At 41.0% G+C, this 17,375-nt stretch carries 18 protein-coding genes; 6 read left to right on the forward strand and 12 right to left on the reverse strand.

Going from position 1 to position 17,375, the window contains the following annotated elements:
* Positions 1-33 precede the first annotated feature (33 nt).
* The gene (locus tag NQT65_RS09085; RefSeq protein WP_004586261.1) at positions 34-606 is read right to left on the reverse strand and encodes a hypothetical protein; all 573 of its coding nucleotides are present in this window, start codon (positions 604-606) and stop codon (positions 34-36) included.
* 193 nt (positions 607-799) lie between these two features.
* Here NQT65_RS09085 and arfB point away from each other — a divergent pair, with 193 nt between their 5' ends.
* Entirely contained in the window at positions 800-1,213 is a 414-nt protein-coding gene (arfB, locus tag NQT65_RS09090; RefSeq protein ID WP_024033019.1) for an alternative ribosome rescue aminoacyl-tRNA hydrolase ArfB, read from the forward strand.
* A gap of 81 nt (positions 1,214-1,294) precedes the next feature.
* Here the strand turns inward: arfB and NQT65_RS09095 are convergent, their stop codons facing one another.
* The 5 genes from NQT65_RS09095 to NQT65_RS09115 form a co-directional block, all read right to left on the reverse strand.
* The gene (locus tag NQT65_RS09095) at positions 1,295-2,344 is read right to left on the reverse strand and encodes a DUF2955 domain-containing protein (RefSeq protein ID WP_256851009.1); all 1,050 of its coding nucleotides are present in this window, start codon (positions 2,342-2,344) and stop codon (positions 1,295-1,297) included.
* Positions 2,345-2,354: 10 nt separating this feature from the next.
* Positions 2,355-3,419, reverse strand: coding sequence for an HlyD family secretion protein (locus NQT65_RS09100; RefSeq protein ID WP_138579641.1), 1,065 nt, complete (start codon positions 3,417-3,419; stop codon positions 2,355-2,357).
* Positions 3,420-3,427: 8 nt separating this feature from the next.
* The gene (locus tag NQT65_RS09105) at positions 3,428-3,901 is read right to left on the reverse strand and encodes a MarR family transcriptional regulator (RefSeq protein ID WP_054982034.1); all 474 of its coding nucleotides are present in this window, start codon (positions 3,899-3,901) and stop codon (positions 3,428-3,430) included.
* A 118-nt stretch (positions 3,902-4,019) separates the two neighbouring features.
* On the reverse strand, positions 4,020-4,904 hold the full coding sequence (locus NQT65_RS09110; protein ID WP_029772874.1) for a spermidine synthase: 885 nt from the start codon (positions 4,902-4,904) through the stop codon (positions 4,020-4,022).
* Complete coding sequence (locus tag NQT65_RS09115; RefSeq protein WP_004586267.1) at positions 4,897-5,520, reverse strand: fused MFS/spermidine synthase; 624 nt, start codon at positions 5,518-5,520, stop codon at positions 4,897-4,899. Before NQT65_RS09115 ends, NQT65_RS09110 begins: the two co-directional genes overlap by 8 nt.
* 168 nt (positions 5,521-5,688) lie before the next feature.
* On the opposite strand from NQT65_RS09115, the gene NQT65_RS09120 reads away from it, so the two are divergent.
* Entirely contained in the window at positions 5,689-7,770 is a 2,082-nt protein-coding gene (locus tag NQT65_RS09120) for a TonB-dependent siderophore receptor (RefSeq protein ID WP_256851010.1), read from the forward strand.
* A 77-nt stretch (positions 7,771-7,847) separates the two neighbouring features.
* On the opposite strand, the gene NQT65_RS09125 is transcribed toward NQT65_RS09120, so the two are convergent.
* Positions 7,848-8,723: a LysR substrate-binding domain-containing protein gene (locus NQT65_RS09125; protein WP_256851011.1), complete on the reverse strand. Its 876-nt coding sequence runs from the start codon at positions 8,721-8,723 to the stop codon at positions 7,848-7,850.
* A gap of 107 nt (positions 8,724-8,830) precedes the next feature.
* On the opposite strand from NQT65_RS09125, the gene NQT65_RS09130 reads away from it, so the two are divergent.
* The gene (locus NQT65_RS09130; RefSeq protein WP_256851012.1) at positions 8,831-9,511 is read left to right on the forward strand and encodes a hypothetical protein; all 681 of its coding nucleotides are present in this window, start codon (positions 8,831-8,833) and stop codon (positions 9,509-9,511) included.
* A 44-nt stretch (positions 9,512-9,555) separates the two neighbouring features.
* Here NQT65_RS09130 and NQT65_RS09135 read toward each other — a convergent pair whose 3' ends face one another.
* Entirely contained in the window at positions 9,556-9,888 is a 333-nt protein-coding gene (locus NQT65_RS09135) for a gamma-glutamylcyclotransferase family protein (RefSeq protein WP_248532907.1), read from the reverse strand.
* A 171-nt stretch (positions 9,889-10,059) separates the two neighbouring features.
* Between NQT65_RS09135 and NQT65_RS09140 the strand changes: the two genes are divergently transcribed.
* A complete protein-coding gene (locus tag NQT65_RS09140; RefSeq protein ID WP_256851013.1) occupies positions 10,060-11,034 on the forward strand; it encodes a transposase in 975 nt (324 codons plus the stop codon).
* Between the two features lie 367 nt (positions 11,035-11,401).
* Positions 11,402-11,665: a hypothetical protein gene (locus NQT65_RS09145; protein WP_256851014.1), complete on the forward strand. Its 264-nt coding sequence runs from the start codon at positions 11,402-11,404 to the stop codon at positions 11,663-11,665.
* A 159-nt stretch (positions 11,666-11,824) separates the two neighbouring features.
* Here NQT65_RS09145 and NQT65_RS09150 read toward each other — a convergent pair whose 3' ends face one another.
* Complete coding sequence (locus NQT65_RS09150; RefSeq protein ID WP_004586277.1) at positions 11,825-12,325, reverse strand: lactoylglutathione lyase family protein; 501 nt, start codon at positions 12,323-12,325, stop codon at positions 11,825-11,827.
* Between the two features lie 101 nt (positions 12,326-12,426).
* On the opposite strand from NQT65_RS09150, the gene NQT65_RS09155 reads away from it, so the two are divergent.
* Entirely contained in the window at positions 12,427-13,293 is an 867-nt protein-coding gene (locus tag NQT65_RS09155; RefSeq protein WP_138685426.1) for a LysR family transcriptional regulator, read from the forward strand.
* 37 nt (positions 13,294-13,330) lie between these two features.
* Here NQT65_RS09155 and NQT65_RS09160 read toward each other — a convergent pair whose 3' ends face one another.
* The 3 genes from NQT65_RS09160 to NQT65_RS09170 are packed head-to-tail and all read right to left on the reverse strand — an operon-like array spanning position 13,331 to position 17,373.
* Positions 13,331-14,410, reverse strand: a complete 1,080-nt coding sequence (locus NQT65_RS09160) for a heparan-alpha-glucosaminide N-acetyltransferase domain-containing protein (protein WP_256851015.1) — start codon at positions 14,408-14,410, stop codon at positions 13,331-13,333.
* A complete protein-coding gene (locus NQT65_RS09165) occupies positions 14,394-15,032 on the reverse strand; it encodes a hypothetical protein (protein ID WP_256851016.1) in 639 nt (212 codons plus the stop codon). The genes NQT65_RS09160 and NQT65_RS09165 overlap by 17 nt, the downstream gene beginning before the upstream one ends.
* On the reverse strand, positions 15,025-17,373 hold the full coding sequence (locus NQT65_RS09170; RefSeq protein WP_256851017.1) for a GNAT family N-acetyltransferase: 2,349 nt from the start codon (positions 17,371-17,373) through the stop codon (positions 15,025-15,027). Before NQT65_RS09170 ends, NQT65_RS09165 begins: the two co-directional genes overlap by 8 nt.
* Positions 17,374-17,375 lie beyond the last annotated feature (2 nt).

Here is a 17,375-nt window from a genome sequence, read left to right on the forward strand (position 1 = left end):
TTTACTTAACCTACGTTTAGGTTATTTGTAAAATTATAGTAGTGCAAAAATCTTTTGCAGCTGTGGCATGTACTCGCTCACAAGTTCAAGGTTGTTTTCGCTTACTAGTGGGTCTGTAGATTCTTCAGCCGCGCTTGAAGCCTTACCAAACGAGCCCATTAACGAGCTAGCGTCACTGCTTTTAGCACTTTTAAGGCTTTGCAGGCCGCCCATTACTTTATTTGCTGTTTCTTGGTTTTCAGCTGAAAGACCCGATTTAAGGTTTTCGATGTAAGCCATAGATACTTCTGAGCCAACAGATACTAATTCTTCAGGCGAAAAACCGTAACGGTTAGTAATATCGGCAAAGCTTTTATATAAGCCTTGCTCTTTAATCATGCTTAATGCGCTATTAGCAAGTGAGCTTTGCTCTTCAACATTTTGATCAGCAGAGCCACCTAGCATGCTTGCTAAATCTAGGTTTTTTAACGAATCTTGGCTGCTAGCCCAGCTAGAAACAGCCGGCAGTGCTTTCATGTAGCTTTGTAATTGGCCTTCGCTAATATCTTCAGCAAGGCTTGAAAAACTCATAGCTAATAAGCTAAGTGATAAAATTATTTTTTTCATTGGGCGTTTCCTATTATTTAATTAAAGCCATTAAAAACTAAATGTAAGCGCTTGCCAATACATAACTAAAGTATTAGGTGTATTTAGGCTATAAAGTAGTATAAATACTTTATAGTTCTATAACTTAAGCTGATTCAGCACAAATATAGTTACAAATGTTATACTGCATTTTTGTCGATAAGAGCTGAACGTAATGTTAACTATTTCAAATACTGTCACTATAGATGAATGGGAACTAGAGCTAACTGCTATACGTTCGCAAGGTGCCGGTGGCCAAAACGTTAACAAAGTAGCCAGCGCCATTCATTTACGCTTTGATATTAACCGCTCAAAGTTACCCGATTTTTACAAAGAACGTTTATTAAAGCTAAACGACTCTCGGATCACCAAAGAGGGCGTGGTGGTAATTAAAGCCCAAAGCTTTCGCACCCAAGAGCTTAACCGAGAAGATGCACTAAAACGTTTAAAAGATTTAATTTTAAGCGCAACCAAGGTAAATAAAGCCCGCCGCGCAACCAAGCCAAGCCGTAACTCGCAGCGCAAGCGCATGGATAAAAAAACCAAACATGGGCAAACCAAAGCCCTGCGCGGTAACATTAAGTTATAACTCACTAAGTTTATAAGGCTTTACAGTAAAGTATGCTTAATTTACGCCTACAGCTAATAGTTAACCGTAGGCGTAAGTGGGTTATTCGTAGGTATGATGGCGGGTGGCACTAAAGCGATTTAATATATGGTGCATTACATACACCGCAGATAAACTTGCCACAATAGCCACCGCAACAGAGCTAAAGCGATACATGGCACTATAAACAAGGTCTTGCCCGGGGCCTAGTGAGTTGCCAAACAAAATACCAAACGTGGTTAACACACCAAACCCTATGCCCGGTGCGCCGCCACCAATAATATGAAAACGGCTAAATACAAACGATAACGTCCACAGTATAAGCACCGGAAACAATAAAAAGTCAGAGTGATTATACAATAACACTTGCGCCAACAACGCAGCATTACAGCCAATTAATGTACCAATAGCGCGCTGCCAACCGGCCATACCTGCGGCTTTCCAGCACAGCGAAAACAAAATTAATACCGATGAGGCTTGCGCCGATATTGAATCTTGTAAATCGAGAACTTGAAACGCCACAAACGAAAGCGTAGCAACCGTTGCGCATAATAATACCTCATGGCGAATGCTTTCTTTGGCTTTAGCGGGTACCGCTCTCACGGCACGCGCGGTTACATCAGGAAAAACACCATGCATAACAAACGCAATAACAATAGAGAGAATAGTAGCCAAACCATTACTTAAAATAAGCGGGTATACACTACTTGTACCGGTTACATAGCTTGAAAAGTGCAGTTGAATTGACAACCCAACCACGCCTAGTGCGCCAAATAAAAAAGCCGCACCTGAGCTCATTTGATAAAACAAAAAGCAAAACGCTAAAAATACAATAACGGTCATCAGTACCGGAAGGTGCGAAAACAAGCCCTGCATTATTAAAACCATTGGAATACTAATGGCGGCACTGGCTAAAAACTGGCGCACAATGCTTTTATTTAACACCGGCACTAAACCAAGTAGCAACATGGGGTAAACAGTAAAAAATATACCGTATGGCCAGTTCATTAATTTACTAATAGTAAACCCTATGGTGCAGCCACCGGCTATGCGCAGCGCTTGGCGTAAACCGTTTGAGTCTAATTGCGGTGCTTGGCTAACAGCTTGAGTCATACGGCCTCCATTAATAAATGTAGTGTAGCCAGCTAATAAACCTAATTTGAGCCGACGCTAACCACTGCCCAATTGTTGACTCTGGCAATAGTTGCACAGTGGCACGCGCACCACTTGGCATATTAGCAATTAATTTAGCGTTATCTGGCATCACTAAATGAATACGCTGGCGCTGAGCATCGCGCACCCAACGATTACTGGTTTCGGTACTACTAAGTGAGCCATTTGCACTGAGTTGCCCATCGCTTACGCCTGCCTCAAACGTGCTTATATGCGCGTTGTAAACCTCACCTGGACGGCTATCAAATACCACTTGCGCCAAACTACCTGGTTTCATATTTAGTAATGATTTTTCTCTAAAATCGGCAACAAGGTCGGCCTTATTAGCCACAATTGCTAAAAGCGGGCTACCCGTTACCGCATATGCGCCATCTAGTAGTTGTAAGTTAGAAACCACACCAGCGCTTAGCGCACGTACTTGGGTGTACGATAAGTTAAGCTCGGCTTGTGCTAATTGGTTTGCAGCATGGCGAAGCGCTAAGTTTTGCGCGCCGCTTTCGCCGCGGGCAAGTACTGCTTCTGCCAATTGCGCTTCTAATGAGGCGACATTTGATTTACTTGCTTCAAAGTTAGCTTTAATGCTTTCAAGCTCTTGCTCTGAAATAGAGCGCTGCTTAAATAATGCTTCGCCACGGTTATTTAGTAATTGCTGTTCGTGCAGCTTTGCCTTGGCCGCCGAAATTTGCGCCTCCAGTGCTTTTACATTGGTATCTAAACGTTTGTTTTGTAATTTGGCGTCGTCAAGGGCGAGCTGTGCCTGCTCTAGCGCTAATTTATAAGGGCCTGAGTCTATTTCAAACAATACATCGCCAGCCTTTACAGTTTGATTATTATTAACCAATACCTTAGTAACACGGCCACTTATTTGCGGGGCAATTTGCACCACAGGATGATAAACCCGCGCTTGCGGCGTTACCGGCATAAACATGTCGGCAATTAAATAGTAAATAAATATAACAACAAAACCCGCTAACGAAAGCCTTACATAACGAGTAAATTTTTGATCTGGTGTCATTGTCTCTCTTACTCTTTACTTTGATTTTTAATACAGTTTAGTGCGTTTTTTTCCATATTGACGATGCCATAAGCAAGCGCATCGAGTTGCTGTGTGCTTAGCCCGCTGTATAGCTGGCTTTTAATATCAATGAGTTTTTCGTTTAGCGACTGTAAAATTGCCCCACCTTGCTCGGTAAAGTAAATTTTTTTACTGCGTTTATCGTGCTCATCAACTTTACGGGTAATTAATAGCTGCTCTTCTAATTGCTTTAATGTGCGAGTAAGCGAGGGCATTTCTATTCCTAAACTCTGCGCAAGCTCAAGCTGCGTTATGCCCTCGCCCAACATATTTATATGGGTTAGCGCCGTCCAGCGCGATTGCGTGAGCCCTAAAGGTTCTACAGCTAAAGTGATGGCCTCGCGACACAGCCTATGAACCCGCCCCATGTTACCAATAATGGTCAAATCGAGCGTTTCGTGAAAAGGTTTTTGAGTAGTCATAACCACCTCAAATTAGTTAGCATGCTAAGTATTTTAGCATTAGTTAGCGTGCTAAGTAAATATTGAAGGTGTTGCAAATAAAAAAGCCCCAAAACTGGGGCTAAATAAATTTGTGGATTTAAAAATTAAGGAGGTTAGCAGGGGAGTACTGATCGGTAAGCACTTTTGTATTGGCAGGCCAATCTTGCTTGTTTTTGGTGCTTTGCATATAGGTACTAATTGCTTTTAAATCTACATCGTATTTTTTTAAACGCGGGTTAAGTGCTTTAATACGCTGATTAATTTGTGCCTCAGTAGGCATAGAGTTTACACCCGCTAAAATAATACGGTTAGAGCGATTAGCACGGCTTACGTTAATAAAATCGCCAAACACGGCGTGGTAAGTTGCCGACTCATGTTCGTATAATTTACTGCTCGAAAACGTATTAGCGGCAATTACACCGCCCTCGGCCAATACGCTTTTTACTTCTTCAAAAAACTCTTTGGTGAGTAAGTGCTCAGGAATATAATCGCCGTTAAACGCATCAAGAATAATCCAATCGTACTTTTGCTTTTTAATGGCTGCGCGCTTTATAAATATACGCCCGTCTTGCACGCTTGAGGTGACCGCATCGTTTTCTATAAAGTTAAAATAGTTACGGGCTACTTTTAAAACGGCGGGATCTATTTCAACATTATGAATTTTAGCTGCAGGGTAAAGCGCATGAATGACATTAGAAAGCGTACCGCCACCTAGGCCAATAATAAGCACATTTTTAGGGTTGTCGGTTACTAAAAGGCTGGCAAACGTAAGTTTTGTGTAGTTAAAAACCAATTTGTCGGGGTTGTTTTTGTACATACAGCTTTGGCTGGTTTGGCTACTTTTTGTATTAAATTTTAAGCAGCGAAGGTCATGTGTTTCATCAACAATAATATTGCGATATAAAGAACGCTCCTCGTGCACTACATTACTGTGCGCCGCAACCGAAAACAGTACCGCTAAAAATAATAAACAGTTACGCATGGGCAAGCTCCTTATTACCAGCAAGGCTATTAACAGTAATTGCCAGCACACCTAACAGGCCCAAGGTTAACGCAAAGGCACTTATAATGGTGTTTACATCAAACGCCAGTACAAAGTAAAACGAGGTAATAATAGTCCCTAAGGCGCTGCCCAACGTGCTTACAAAATATAAAATACCCGCCACTTGGCCACTTTTATGGCTGTCGGTGACTAATAAACGCACCGAGTAAGGCGAGATCATGCCTAAAATAACGGTAGGAATAAAGAACAAAGCCGTAGAGGCAAGTAACGAGCCGTAGCGTGTATCTTCAATGTGGGTAAAAATAAACTCCATTATTGGCTGCGAAAAAAGCGCAATAGGCACCACCATAATACTGGCAGTTAAAAATATTAAGCCATATTTTGTAAGCGATGCATTTTTAGTACTTAGCTTACCGCCAAGTAAATACCCAAAAGAAAGGCTGAGCATAAATACGGTAATTATGCTGCCCCAAATGTGTACACTACTGCCAAAAAAAGGCGCTAAAATACGCCCGCCTAATAGCTCAATACCCATAATGCAAAAGCCACTGCAAAAGGCTAAAAAATAGATTAACGCGTTTGTTTTTATACTCATGTAATTATCGTTATGTAACCTAAAGAGATCTCCATACTAACGTGATGGCGGGGCAGTCGCTAGTGCATTAATTAATCGCTCTGTGATTTTTTAAAAAGTTGTTTTGTTATAAAGTAACACATGTTAAACTTGTTGTTATAATATAACACCTTCGATTTCCCTATTATCATGAAGTATTCTTTAGTTTATTTAGCCTGCTTAGGCATAAGTGCGCAAACAGTGGCGCAAGAGCAAAACGACGAAATTGAAAAAATATCGGTTACTTATAAACAAGCATACCGTGGCGATATTCCTCAAAAGCAAATGCCGCAATCCATTGTAAGTGTTAACAGTGCTGCGCTTGATCAAAAAGGCATTACTAAATTACAAGACGCGCTCGATTTTTCAGCGAGTATTTCGCGTAAAAATAACAGTGGCGCACTATGGGATAGCTTTTCTATTCGGGGCCTTTCGGGTAACGAAAACATGCCATCGGGCTATTTAATTAATGGCTTTAGCGGTGGGCGTGGTTTTAGCGGCCCGCGTGATGTATCTAACATTGATTACATTGAAGTACTAAAAGGCCCTGGCTCAGCACTTTATGGGCGCTCAGAGCCCGGCGGTACTGTAAATATTGTGACTAAAAAGCCACAGTTTGAGCCGCAAGGTGAGTTAAAACTAAGCTTAGGCAGCGACAGTTTTAATCGCGTTGAAGGCGATTACACTAACGGCATTAACGACACCACCGCGTTTAGAATAAATGGCGCATGGCAAGATAGCGACAGCTACCGCGATGAGGTGTACACCAATAAAAAGGTAATTACGCCGTCTATTTATCATCAAATAAACGCATCAACCAGTGTGACTTATGAGTTTGAATACGTAGATTTAGCGCAGTTATTTGACCGTGGTGTTGTCGTACTCGATAACGATTTTGACACCGTACCAAGCTCGCGCTATTTAGGTAACCCAAACGATGGCGACACGCAGGTGTATTCGCGCGGGCACCAAATTACTTTAAATCACGATATTAACGATGAATGGTCGTTAGTGGCCGGTGCAAACTACCGCAGCTCTACGTTAACGGGGTTTTCGTCAGATGCTGAGCTTTCGCCATCGCGCCAATCGCTATTTGATGATGGCCGCACACTTACTCGCCAGCAGCGTTATCGCGACTACGAAGTAGAAGATTTAAGTGTTAAGTTTGAGCTAAGCGGCAGTGTAGACACAGCCGGTATTACGCACCATTTATTAATAGGTGCCGATGCATACAAGTACGATTTACGCACTGCGCTTTCTCGCTATAGAGGCGGTAACGGCACTTATACCGTTGATATTTTTGAGCCAAATTACGATGTAGAACGCCCAGCAGTAAGCCTGCTTTACGAAAACGACGAAGAGCAAAAGGCGTACGGTATTTATGTTCAAGACCAAATGGATATTACCGACAAATTTAAGCTATTAGTGGGCCTAAGGTTTGACAGCGTAGACCAAGATATTTTAGAAACCAACAGCGGCGTGTTTTCGACCAGCTCTGAAAGCCAGGTAAGCCCTCGTGTTGGCGTAGTGTACGAGCTAAATAACGCACTCACCTTTTACAGCAGTTACTCAGAAGGCTTTTTGACACTAAGCGGCACAGATGCAAGCGGCGACTCGTTTGGCTTTGAATACAGCGACTCGTTTGAGGTTGGCGCTAAGTTTGAATACTTAGGCATAAACGGTACTGTGGCATTTTTTGATGCGTCTAAAAGTAATATGTTAGTGGCAGACCCTGTAAACATTGGTTTTTCAGCGCCTATTGGTAAAGCCGATAGTAAAGGGTTTGAGCTTGATTTAAACACCTATATTACTGATGCAACCGCGTTTAACTTATCGTACGCCTATATAGATGCCACCACAGCAAACGACATTATTAATGCCGATTGGGGCGTGCCAATTGAAAAAGGCAGCCCGCTGGTTAATGTACCAAAAAATAACTTAAACCTTACGCTTAGCCACCAAACAGCTGTAATGGGTAAAGAGCTTGAGTTTGGTGCAAGCTACCAATACACCAGCAGCCGTTTAGGTGATGCCGCCGATTTAAGTTTTAGGCTACCAAGCTACCAATTAGTAGGCGTATTTGGCAACGTTAACTTAACCGAACAAACCGAGCTTAATATAAGTGTTAATAACATTTTTGATGAAGATTACGCCGAAAGCAGCTACAACGCTTTATGGGTTTACCCAGGTGCGCCAACTCAATTTAAAATGTCGTTAGCGTATAACTTTTAATAGCTAGCAAATTAAAGTTTTCATCCTAAAGCGTCTTAATGTAGTGGTTAAGGCGCTTTATATTTTTAAGCGCTTTTTTATAAAGAATGCATAAGTTTATTAAGCCAACCATCGGCCTTTGATGGTTTGTATATCATTAAAATGTTTTCACTGTAGTGACTGTTAACCCCCTTTACAGTTAATTTTGTAAGCCCTAAATCATCAATCACAAAGTTAGGTAAATACGCCAACGCCAAGCCACTTTGAACCACCTCTATTAATGCACTGTAATCGCTACATCTAAATACAATATTGCGCGGTGCAATATCATCTTGCCAGCCGTCGGAGCCTATACCTTGCTCAAGGCCGCACAGGGGTGAAAACAAAGGGCATGCAAAAGCAAGCTCTAGTAATTGATTTTTATTAAGCGTTAAAGAGCCTGTTTTTACTAGCTGATGCGCAGCGGCCGCAGCCACACTAAACCCAGTATTAAATACATCAACCGCCACTAAATTAGCGTGTGAGCTATTATTTAGTGCCTCGCGAGTTACTAGCGCAATATGCGCAGCGCCTGATGCAACTTGGCTTATGGCTTCACCTTCAAACACATTATTAATACGTACCGAACAGGGCAGGTTACTAAGGGGTGTAAGCAGCTTTTTAAGGCCACTTTTAAGTAAAATGGCAGGGCCTGCAATAACTGCATTAAATTTATGATTATCGCTTTTAAAACGGCTAGTAAGCTGCTGGTAATTATGTACTAAATCACTACTGTGCTTAACAAACTCTTTGCCTTTATCATTAAGTACTAAGGTTTTCCCCACACGATTAAACAGCTCCGTGGCTAAGTTTGCCTCAACCTTTTTTAGCGTTTTAGACAGCGCCCCTGGGGTAATATTAAAATGCTTAGCGGTTGTGTGCAGGTTTTGCGAACCCGCCATATGAATTACTTTTTCAATGTCATCTAAATGCATAGCGCCAAAACGTATTGATTAAAAGGAAACAACTAACAACTTATTATCGATTATTTATACATATAAATCAGCTTATAGTGACGCTATATTTATTTTTGAGCATTAACATGAAACACATACTGCTACTTTTTATTTTATTGTCGAACGCAGCACTAGCAAGCGACCCTCAACAAAACACGTATAACACACACAAAACCCACAGCTACGTGGGATTTCATGGTATGGCGCTTATATTAGCCGGCGATAAAGTACTTGCCAGCCACATGCCTTTATACGCCCCCCCACACAACTACCAAATAGTGTACGAAGTAACTACCAATGACACCCATCTTAAAATAATCAAAAAAGCACTAAACGAATCACTAAAAAAACAAACTCAGATCACCATTTTACCAACCAAATTTGATTTGAATTTATTAATAAATAAGCTGACACCCACATTAAATACCACCGTGTTTAATGGCCATTTTGAGCGCGAAGGTACGGCTTTGTTTTCGACAAAGCTGGCTTTTAAAAATCCGTTATATGTAAAAAAGCTCGCTATAACACAACCTGAAAAAGAAGAGTTTGATTTAATAAAGGTTTCAGCAGAGCAGGGGGTGGTAATTCATAAAATACAAAGTAAACCAAGCTATGACTCACTCAGTTTAGTAGCACTAACTAACGGAAAATATAATGGCCAGTTAAAATGTGATGCGCCAGTAACCACAACGCTTGCAAGTAAGCTAAAGGCCTGTTTTAAAAACGTACCAAGCTATTTAGAAACTCGCGATTTTGCAGTTAATTAAAAAATTCTAGCAGCGCTTTAGCTTAAAAAGCGCTGCTATATAGATTACTTAACGTTAAGAGCATATACATTTGCCAGAACGTATTCGCCGTTTAACAATTTTATTTGCGTTAAAATGCGTGAGTACGCATCGCCTTCAAATTCATCGAGCACATGCCAGTGATCTTTTAAATTAGTTGAGCTAAACACATAGCCATTTATCTCTTGGCCTGTTTCGTCTAATACCAGTGCAGGAAAGCCCATTTTGGCGCCCCAGCCCTCGTTAATTAAATTGCCAACCACACTGCCTTGCTCAAATGTACCGCCAATATTAGCAAGAATATGCTCGTTCGGATGCCCTGGGCACAAGGTACCATAAACAAATAACGCTTCTAACACGTAAACTCCTAAATTAGGCTAATGATTATGTTTAGCTAAGCTAAAGCTTAACTAGATATGAAAAAAATCCCGAGTGAAACTTTACTTTTATAATGACACCCACCTTTATTTTTGCACTTTACGCAATAAGCATCTACTTTTTTTAATTGGTTCATCAAAAGCTAGGTGCACATGGCTATTGCAAGAAAACGCCAAATAAGTTTGGCAGATACAAAATATTATCACTGTATTTCGCGCTGTGTACGTCATGCTTATTTATGCGGTGAGGATTCATTAACGGGTAAATCTTATGAACATCGAAGGGGCTGGGTAGAACAAAAGCTATTTAGCCTCGCTAAAATATTTTGTATTGATATATGTGCTTATGCAGTTATGAGTAATCACACGCATATTGTGCTTTATGTTGATGATAAAAAAGCGAATAGGTTGAATGACAAGGCTATATTGCTACGCTGGCATAAGCTATGTAAAGGCACACCACTTACACAAAAATTTTTACAAGGTGAGGCGCTTAGCAGTACAGAGCGATACTTTTTAAGCCAAACTATTATTCAATACAGAGAAAGGTTATCTAGCATTAGCTGGTTTATGCGCGTTTTAAACGAACACATTGCCCGAAAAGCTAATAAAGAAGATAAATGCACTGGCCGATTTTGGGAAGGGCGATTTAAATCACAAGCTCTTCTTGATGAAGCAGCCCTTGCAGCTTGCATGGCTTACGTTGATTTAAACCCAATAAGAGCAAAAGTAGCTAAAACCCCCGAGAGCTCAAACTTCACCAGCGTGCAAAAGCGCATTCAGGGCGCTAAAAACGCAAAGCAACCCAAACAACTTTTAAAATTTGCAGGTAAACCCTGTAAATTTATGCCTAAAGGTTTACCGTTCGAGCTTAAATATTACCTCGAATTAGTTGAGCTCACAGGGCGCATTATTCGCGATGATAAACCAGGTTTTATTGAAAGCACTCAGCTCCCTTTATTAGAAAGAGTAAACATAGCACCAGAGAACTGGTTAAAACTCACTAAAGACTTTACACGCGTATTTCATGGCGCTGTAGGTAAGCCGCAATCACATGTAAATTACTGCGAGCATTTAAATAAAAAGCGACGAGTTAATTTTAGTAATTGCGAAAAGCTACTAGCCTAAAAAACCCTTCTTTCATTTAAAAAACAGCCTAAATGCTGGTTTCAGCGTGCCCTAAATTTAGTTAACTACATAAATAGCAGCACATTTTTAAAATAACCGCAGTATATGCCTTTTAATATGTCTTGAGCTTACATATTTTTAAATTAGCCATTTAATTAAGTCGATTTTTTGAAATAATTAAAGTGGGTGTCAGCTTAAATAAATTATATTCTTGTGAAGAATTTAAGATGGGTGTCATTTTAATTGAGTTTATAGTCACATCCACCTTTCTGATACAAGCAATGAAGGCTACTATATTAGATTTTATTGCTGTAATAATAGGTAGATAGATTTATTGAAAATTTTGATTGGATTATAAGGACCTAAAATGGTTAGCTTAATATCGGTTCTATTGGTCATTTTGTTTTGCCTTAATCTCTTTAGTGCACTTAGAGTTGGTGAGATTTTTCTTCCTGGCTATCGTTTGAAAACAAATAAGAACATGAGTGTTTTTGAATTAAAGCAAGAATGTAATAAACAGTTTTCACTTGGTACGTGGTGTAAGGAAGGGGAGTCTGGTTTTTTAACTGGTGTCGTTTTTAGTGTCACTGCTATTTTTGTGCTTATGTATATCTTAATTAAAAGCATTTGAAATGGGTGTCATTTTAATTTTAATTGTTTTCTTATTTAGCAGTAACAATCCCTAAATTAGCCAAATTAATAATCTACAAGTCTATTTAAAACAAAAAGGCCGCAGTAAATAAATACTGCAGCCTTTGCTTTTAGCTAAACTTTTTTAAACGAGCTACGTTTAATAAGCGCCTGCGCTGTAAATAAGCTCGTAGCTGTGGCTGTAAATCTCAAGGATGTTACCAAACGGGTCTTCCATGTAGATCATGCGGTACGGCTTTTCGCCAGGGTAGTAGTAACGTGGCTCTGGCATACGTTTTTTACCACCTGCAGCAACAATACGCTCCGCTAAGCCTTCTACATCTGGGTCTTGTACACAGAAATGAAAGATACCGGTTTTCCAGTATTCAAAGTTGTCTTTAGGGTTTTCTTGGTTTTTAAATTCGAAAATTTCTACACCAATACGGTCGCCTGTTGAAAGGTGCGCTATTTTAAATTTTTCCCAATTTGGGCCAAATACATCGGTACACATTTCGCCAATGGGGCTGTTATCTTCAGTGATCACGGTAGGCTCCATTATGGTGTACCAGCCCATCACCTTAGTGTAAAACTCTACGGCTTTTTCAACATCTGGTACTGAAATACCAATGTGCGAAAAACTACGTGGATATGTATGACTCATAATGCTTCCTCTTTAACTGTGATTAGTTGATGGAGTTAGTTTACGAACCCGTATTTATTAAGTAAAATTATCATTAATCATCATTTTGAGTACGTTTTGTAATGATAAACCCGACATGGTTAAACACGTTTTGTACGTTGGTTGAGGTAAATCATTTTACCCAAACCGCCGAACGCTTATTTATGACCCAATCAGGCGTAAGCCAGCATATTAAAAAGCTAGAGCAGCAAGTAAACTGCGCGCTATTAGAGCGCCACGGCAAACAATTTACCCTTACCGTGCATGGGCAAAACTTGTATCAGCAAGGCAGTTTGTTATTAAAAGAATGGCAATTTTTAGAACAACAATTAAAAGATGACTCGCCTTACAGCGGCCTAGTAAAAATACAATCGCCAGGCAGTTGTGGGCTACAATTTTATAGCCAATTATTAGCATTACAGGCTGAGCATACCGAGCTTAATATTGATTATCGCTTTGCACCTAATACCAGTGTAGAGCAAGCGGTGGCAAACCACAGTGCCGACATAGGCTTTTTAACCCAAGCCCCCACGCTTAGCGAAGTTACCAGCCACAAAATTGGTCAAGAAGCTTTATTATTAGTAACTCCAGCACATATTAAAAACCCAACATGGGAGGTTTTATGTGAGCTTGGCTTTATTGGCCACCCCGATGCAAAACACCACGCACAGCTCCTACTAAGCGAAAACTACAGTGAGTTTGAACATGTTGATCAAATTAAACGCACGGGGTTTTCTAACCAGATAAGTTTAATACTGGAGCCGGTAAGTTTAGGGCTAGGTTTTACGGTTTTACCTGCGCATGCCGTTAGCGCATTTAATAAACCTGCGCTTATTAAAACGCACCACTTAGCTAATCCGATTAGCGAAAATATTTATGTGTGCCATCACCGAAATAGGCCAATGGCAAAGCGCATGAATACAGTAATTGAAGCAATAAAGGCAGGCTAGGGCGCGTGTAACTGCGCCCGTAAAGCCCCTTTACAGTTTAAGCTGCACGTTTAGGTTTTTGCTTAAAACCAAGTAAGGTTAGCTTAGTTTGCAAATACATTTTGTGTACTGCAAAAGTGAGTAAACTCATAAGCGCCATTAGGCACAGCGTTGGCACAAGCGACTGCGTATGATAACCGAACACTCCCATAAACCAGCAAATAAGCACCCACTGAATAACATACAAAGCGGTAACATGTTTGCTCGCATACAAAAGAGCCCGTGTAATAGGGCCGTTGAATTTATTAGCAAATACATACTCTATGGCCGCTAACGCACATAAATTTAAACCCACTAAATAAATAATACCGCCGCCATTTAAGTGAAAAAAGTTACCAAACTGGCCTTTAAAATCAATAAATAACCACACTGAACCAATCACTAATAATGCGGCCCCTAACTTTGCACACACATTAAATAAATACGCTGCATTATGCTGGCTATTTATATATACACGCCCAAGCACGTAGCCGGTTAATATAGCGCTTATCCACGGAAATACCGGAAAATAAACTTGGTAGTTATTAGCAAAAAACAAATCACTAATATAAGGCGAAAGCGCAAACTGCTGCCCCCTAACAAACTGGCTTACAAGTGTAATAGCCATGGCTAAACATGCAATCCATGTGGTTTTCCAGCGGGCTATATTAAGCGCGCCAAACAGCACTAAGCTCACCCCAGCAAGTTGTAAAATATCACCGGTTAACACCATAAATTGTAACTGCCCAGCACTAAGCGGGCTTTGCCAGCCATAGGCATTTATAAACGCCTCGGGCATGGTATTAAATACCTCAATGGGTAGCCAAAATTTTGCCGCATTCATTAAATATGCAAGTAATAAAAGCTGTACGCCGCGCTTAATTAACAGCAGGGGGGTTTGCCTGCGCGAAAGCGCCATAGACAGCCCCATCGCCACTAAAAACGAGGCCGTGCCTTTGCCAAGTATATGGATAACAGCGCCAAATAGGCTCTCACTTTGAAGCGTTGTGCTCGAGTACATCCATAAAGTGTGTACCAAAATCATAATAAAAACGCTCGCACCTCGGGCAAGGTCTATCGTTTTAAGACGTGTGTTCATTGGTTTTAATATCCTTTTTAGGGCAGGTTTGGCATTTGTTATAACCTGCTAAAAAATAACGACAGCACGTTAAGCGCTTAGGCGTTAATTTAAATGGGGTGTGTAAATTAAAGTGATTACTGATTAAATTGTGTAGCTGTTGATGGCAATGTGTAGTGTGATCAGCGCTTGCTAAATGTAAGCTATGTGCGCGCTCAAATGCACTGTTAAGGGTGACGATTAATAAGCGCCCTTGCTCTTTTTCACCCAGCGCATAATCGGTATTTATCCACTTACCTACACAGCTAATAAACTCAATAAGTGCAGTGTTTTGCTCGGCTTTACTTAATATAGGCGCACCGCTGAGGTTAAACCCTCGGCTATAAGCGCCATTAATTTTAAGCTGTAATTGCGTGGGGTTATGTGCATTTTGTTTAGAAGTATGCCAATAACAATAGGCATAAATAGTTTGCCAACAAAGCTGCAAATATAAATGCCGGCTAATAAATTGCCCAGGCGCATGTGGGTAATGCGCCTTGCAATGAATCGCTAATGTGCGCATTAAATGTAAGCTTGGATGAGCCGCAGTAGCTGGCTCATTTGGGCAAAATAAAAAGTGCGCAAGGGTTACAGGCTTAGCCATACAACTTTGCCGATACCGGGTTATTTAAACTTCCGGCAAACTGTAAACTGCCTGCTGGGTCGGTTAAATCAACCATTTGTTTATTATTGCCAAGCTGCAAGCGGTTTAAGCAAGAGTGTGCAAATTCATCACTAAAAAAGTCATACTCTTTAAAACGCGCATTTAAGGCAGGGTTAGCCTGTTGATACGCTTTAACACTTTGCGCAACGCCGTGCCAAAAGTCGTGCTCGGTAATGCGCTCTTCTCTTACTAAAATAGCCACTAGGTATCTAAAAAAGCAGTCAAATACATCGGTAAATATGCTCAGTAATTCAAGCTCTTTTGGCATAGCAATATGAATACGCGAAACCTCATCAGGTAAAGGTTCATTGCTATTAAGCAGCGCCACTTCTTCGCCTATGTCTTTCATGTAGGCGCCCACAGGAACTGAATTTTTAAGCTTTAAAATGAGGTTTTCGCCGTGCGGCATAAACACTAATTTATGGGCATAAAAACAATGCACTAACGGGATAAGATAGGCGTTAAAATAGTGTTGCAGCCAAGCATGTGTGCTTAAACCACTTTGATCTATTAATGCACCTGCCATACTTTTACCGTTGTTATCTAGGTGCAGTAGTGCGGCCATGGTGGTGAGCTGCTCATTATTTTGTAAGTTATGGTTTGGGTTTTCGCGCCATAAACAGGCAAACATTTTACGGTACGGTGTATCGCCCAACGCGCTTTGCTCAAAGGTATGATGCGCATACCCTAAGGTGGCGTACTCTCTTAGTGCTGTAAAATTGCACGCACTAAGCGTGGGGTCGTAGTTTACTTTATTAAACACCCAATCATTTATAGCCGGGGTTACCGCCATATAAGCGCGCGAAAGCCCGCGCATAAACCCCATATTTAAAATAGACAGCGCCACTTTTAAATACGGCTTATGCGGATGCGAGCAGTTATATAAGGTGCGAATAGATTGCTGCGCTTGATATAAATCGTCGCCTTCACCTAAGTAAACTAAGCGGTTATTGGCAAACTCGTTGGCAAACACCACACTTAATTTATGTTGGTATTGCCACGGGTGGGCAGGCATAAATAGGTAGTCGTCGGGGTTTAGGTTTTGCTTTTTTAGCGCTTTGTTAAACGCATCACGGGTAGTTAAATCAAGCTCACCACTAATATGGCTTGGGTAATCACTAAAGTATTCACTATAGGCAAAATCACATACTGTTTTATGCGCCGCTAACCACAATACTTTAAACGGTTTACCCACCTCTGGCGCATAGCGTAAAAAGTCGGTTTTGCTAAAACCAATACGGCCATTATTAGCCACAAACGCAGGGTGGCCTTCGCTCATTGCGGCCTCTATTTGTTGTAGCCCTAATTGCGCTAGTTCGGCTGCGCTAAGGGTGTTGTTTTCGCGTTTATAACAGGCACTCGCAAGTGTGGCGTTAAGCTCTTCAAGGTAAGTGGCTAAGCGCTCGCCAGTTAAACCCAGCGCGGGGCCTTGCACGCTAAAAAAGTGCAGTACATCAAGCGCTACTTGCTCATTATTAAGGTTATAAAAACATATGCTTGGCTCGTCTATATCTATATGATTAAGCGCCATAGCACGGCCATTAAATATAAAATAACCCCCTTCAATATTTACTTTAAAACCTTGTGGGGTTTGCTCTGCAACCAATAAGCGCTCGTGTACCAGTTCGCTAATGGCTTTACTTTGTAAGTGCCTGTTTGCCCATTGCCAGTGCTCAAACTTTATATAGTCGGTGTTTATTGGCGTTTGCGCTTTGTGATGTAAATTAACGTGCGTTTCAAACGCAGCTTTATTACAAAACCCAAGGTAGGCGTTTTTATCACCAAGGGTTATTTGCTTAGTATGCACAAAGCCTAAACGCTTATTTAAGGTATGAATTTTACTATTGGCAATGTCGGGCTCTACTACTACGCGTGCATCGGCATTATGAGTAAAAATACTGTGCAATACGCACTGCATTATTTCAAAACTAAAATGGCGTTTAGGCTGTGTATTTGGGGCAAGTAAAATATGCATGCCGGTATCGTTTGGCATTACCTCATAGGCGGCTGCGAGTAGTTTGTCGTGCTTTGGGCTGTAAAGCTCAACTAAGGCAAGCAGCTCATTATTTTGCTCAATAACATAGGCATGATGGTGCGGGTTGTTAATTATATCTTGGTAGGCGCTGCACATTTGCTCGTGTGTGTGTTTACTCATACCCCAAAAATGGGCGTAAGGTAGTGTAAGCCACTGGCAAATTATGGGCATATCGCTTTGCTGTAGTAACCGCATAGTCACATTCCCAGTGTGTTGTAACGTGGTTACAAAAGATGAAAAATACATAA

It is taken from the genome of Pseudoalteromonas agarivorans (assembly GCF_024518735.1).
GTDB lineage: Bacteria > Pseudomonadota > Gammaproteobacteria > Enterobacterales > Alteromonadaceae > Pseudoalteromonas > Pseudoalteromonas atlantica.

Bases quoted from the DNA above. Each gene is read 5' to 3' on its own strand.
- NQT65_RS09145 (WP_256851014.1), top strand. From the start codon at position 11,402: ATGGTTAGCTTAATATCGGTTCTATTGGTCATTTTGTTTTGCCTTAAT.
- NQT65_RS09170 (WP_256851017.1), bottom strand. From the start codon at position 17,373: ATGTATTTTTCATCTTTTGTAACCACGTTACAACACACTGGGAATGTG.
- NQT65_RS09130 (WP_256851012.1), top strand. From the start codon at position 8,831: ATGAAACACATACTGCTACTTTTTATTTTATTGTCGAACGCAGCACTA.
- NQT65_RS09100 (WP_138579641.1), bottom strand. From the start codon at position 3,419: ATGACACCAGATCAAAAATTTACTCGTTATGTAAGGCTTTCGTTAGCG.
- NQT65_RS09105 (WP_054982034.1), bottom strand. From the start codon at position 3,901: ATGACTACTCAAAAACCTTTTCACGAAACGCTCGATTTGACCATTATT.
- NQT65_RS09085 (WP_004586261.1), bottom strand. From the start codon at position 606: ATGAAAAAAATAATTTTATCACTTAGCTTATTAGCTATGAGTTTTTCA.
- arfB (WP_024033019.1), top strand. From the start codon at position 800: ATGTTAACTATTTCAAATACTGTCACTATAGATGAATGGGAACTAGAG.
- NQT65_RS09155 (WP_138685426.1), top strand. From the start codon at position 12,427: ATGATAAACCCGACATGGTTAAACACGTTTTGTACGTTGGTTGAGGTA.
- NQT65_RS09095 (WP_256851009.1), bottom strand. From the start codon at position 2,344: ATGACTCAAGCTGTTAGCCAAGCACCGCAATTAGACTCAAACGGTTTA.
- NQT65_RS09115 (WP_004586267.1), bottom strand. From the start codon at position 5,520: ATGAGTATAAAAACAAACGCGTTAATCTATTTTTTAGCCTTTTGCAGT.
- NQT65_RS09160 (WP_256851015.1), bottom strand. From the start codon at position 14,410: ATGAACACACGTCTTAAAACGATAGACCTTGCCCGAGGTGCGAGCGTT.
- NQT65_RS09165 (WP_256851016.1), bottom strand. From the start codon at position 15,032: ATGGCTAAGCCTGTAACCCTTGCGCACTTTTTATTTTGCCCAAATGAG.
- NQT65_RS09150 (WP_004586277.1), bottom strand. From the start codon at position 12,325: ATGAGTCATACATATCCACGTAGTTTTTCGCACATTGGTATTTCAGTA.
- NQT65_RS09110 (WP_029772874.1), bottom strand. From the start codon at position 4,904: ATGCGTAACTGTTTATTATTTTTAGCGGTACTGTTTTCGGTTGCGGCG.
- NQT65_RS09120 (WP_256851010.1), top strand. From the start codon at position 5,689: ATGAAGTATTCTTTAGTTTATTTAGCCTGCTTAGGCATAAGTGCGCAA.
- NQT65_RS09140 (WP_256851013.1), top strand. From the start codon at position 10,060: ATGGCTATTGCAAGAAAACGCCAAATAAGTTTGGCAGATACAAAATAT.
- NQT65_RS09125 (WP_256851011.1), bottom strand. From the start codon at position 8,723: ATGCATTTAGATGACATTGAAAAAGTAATTCATATGGCGGGTTCGCAA.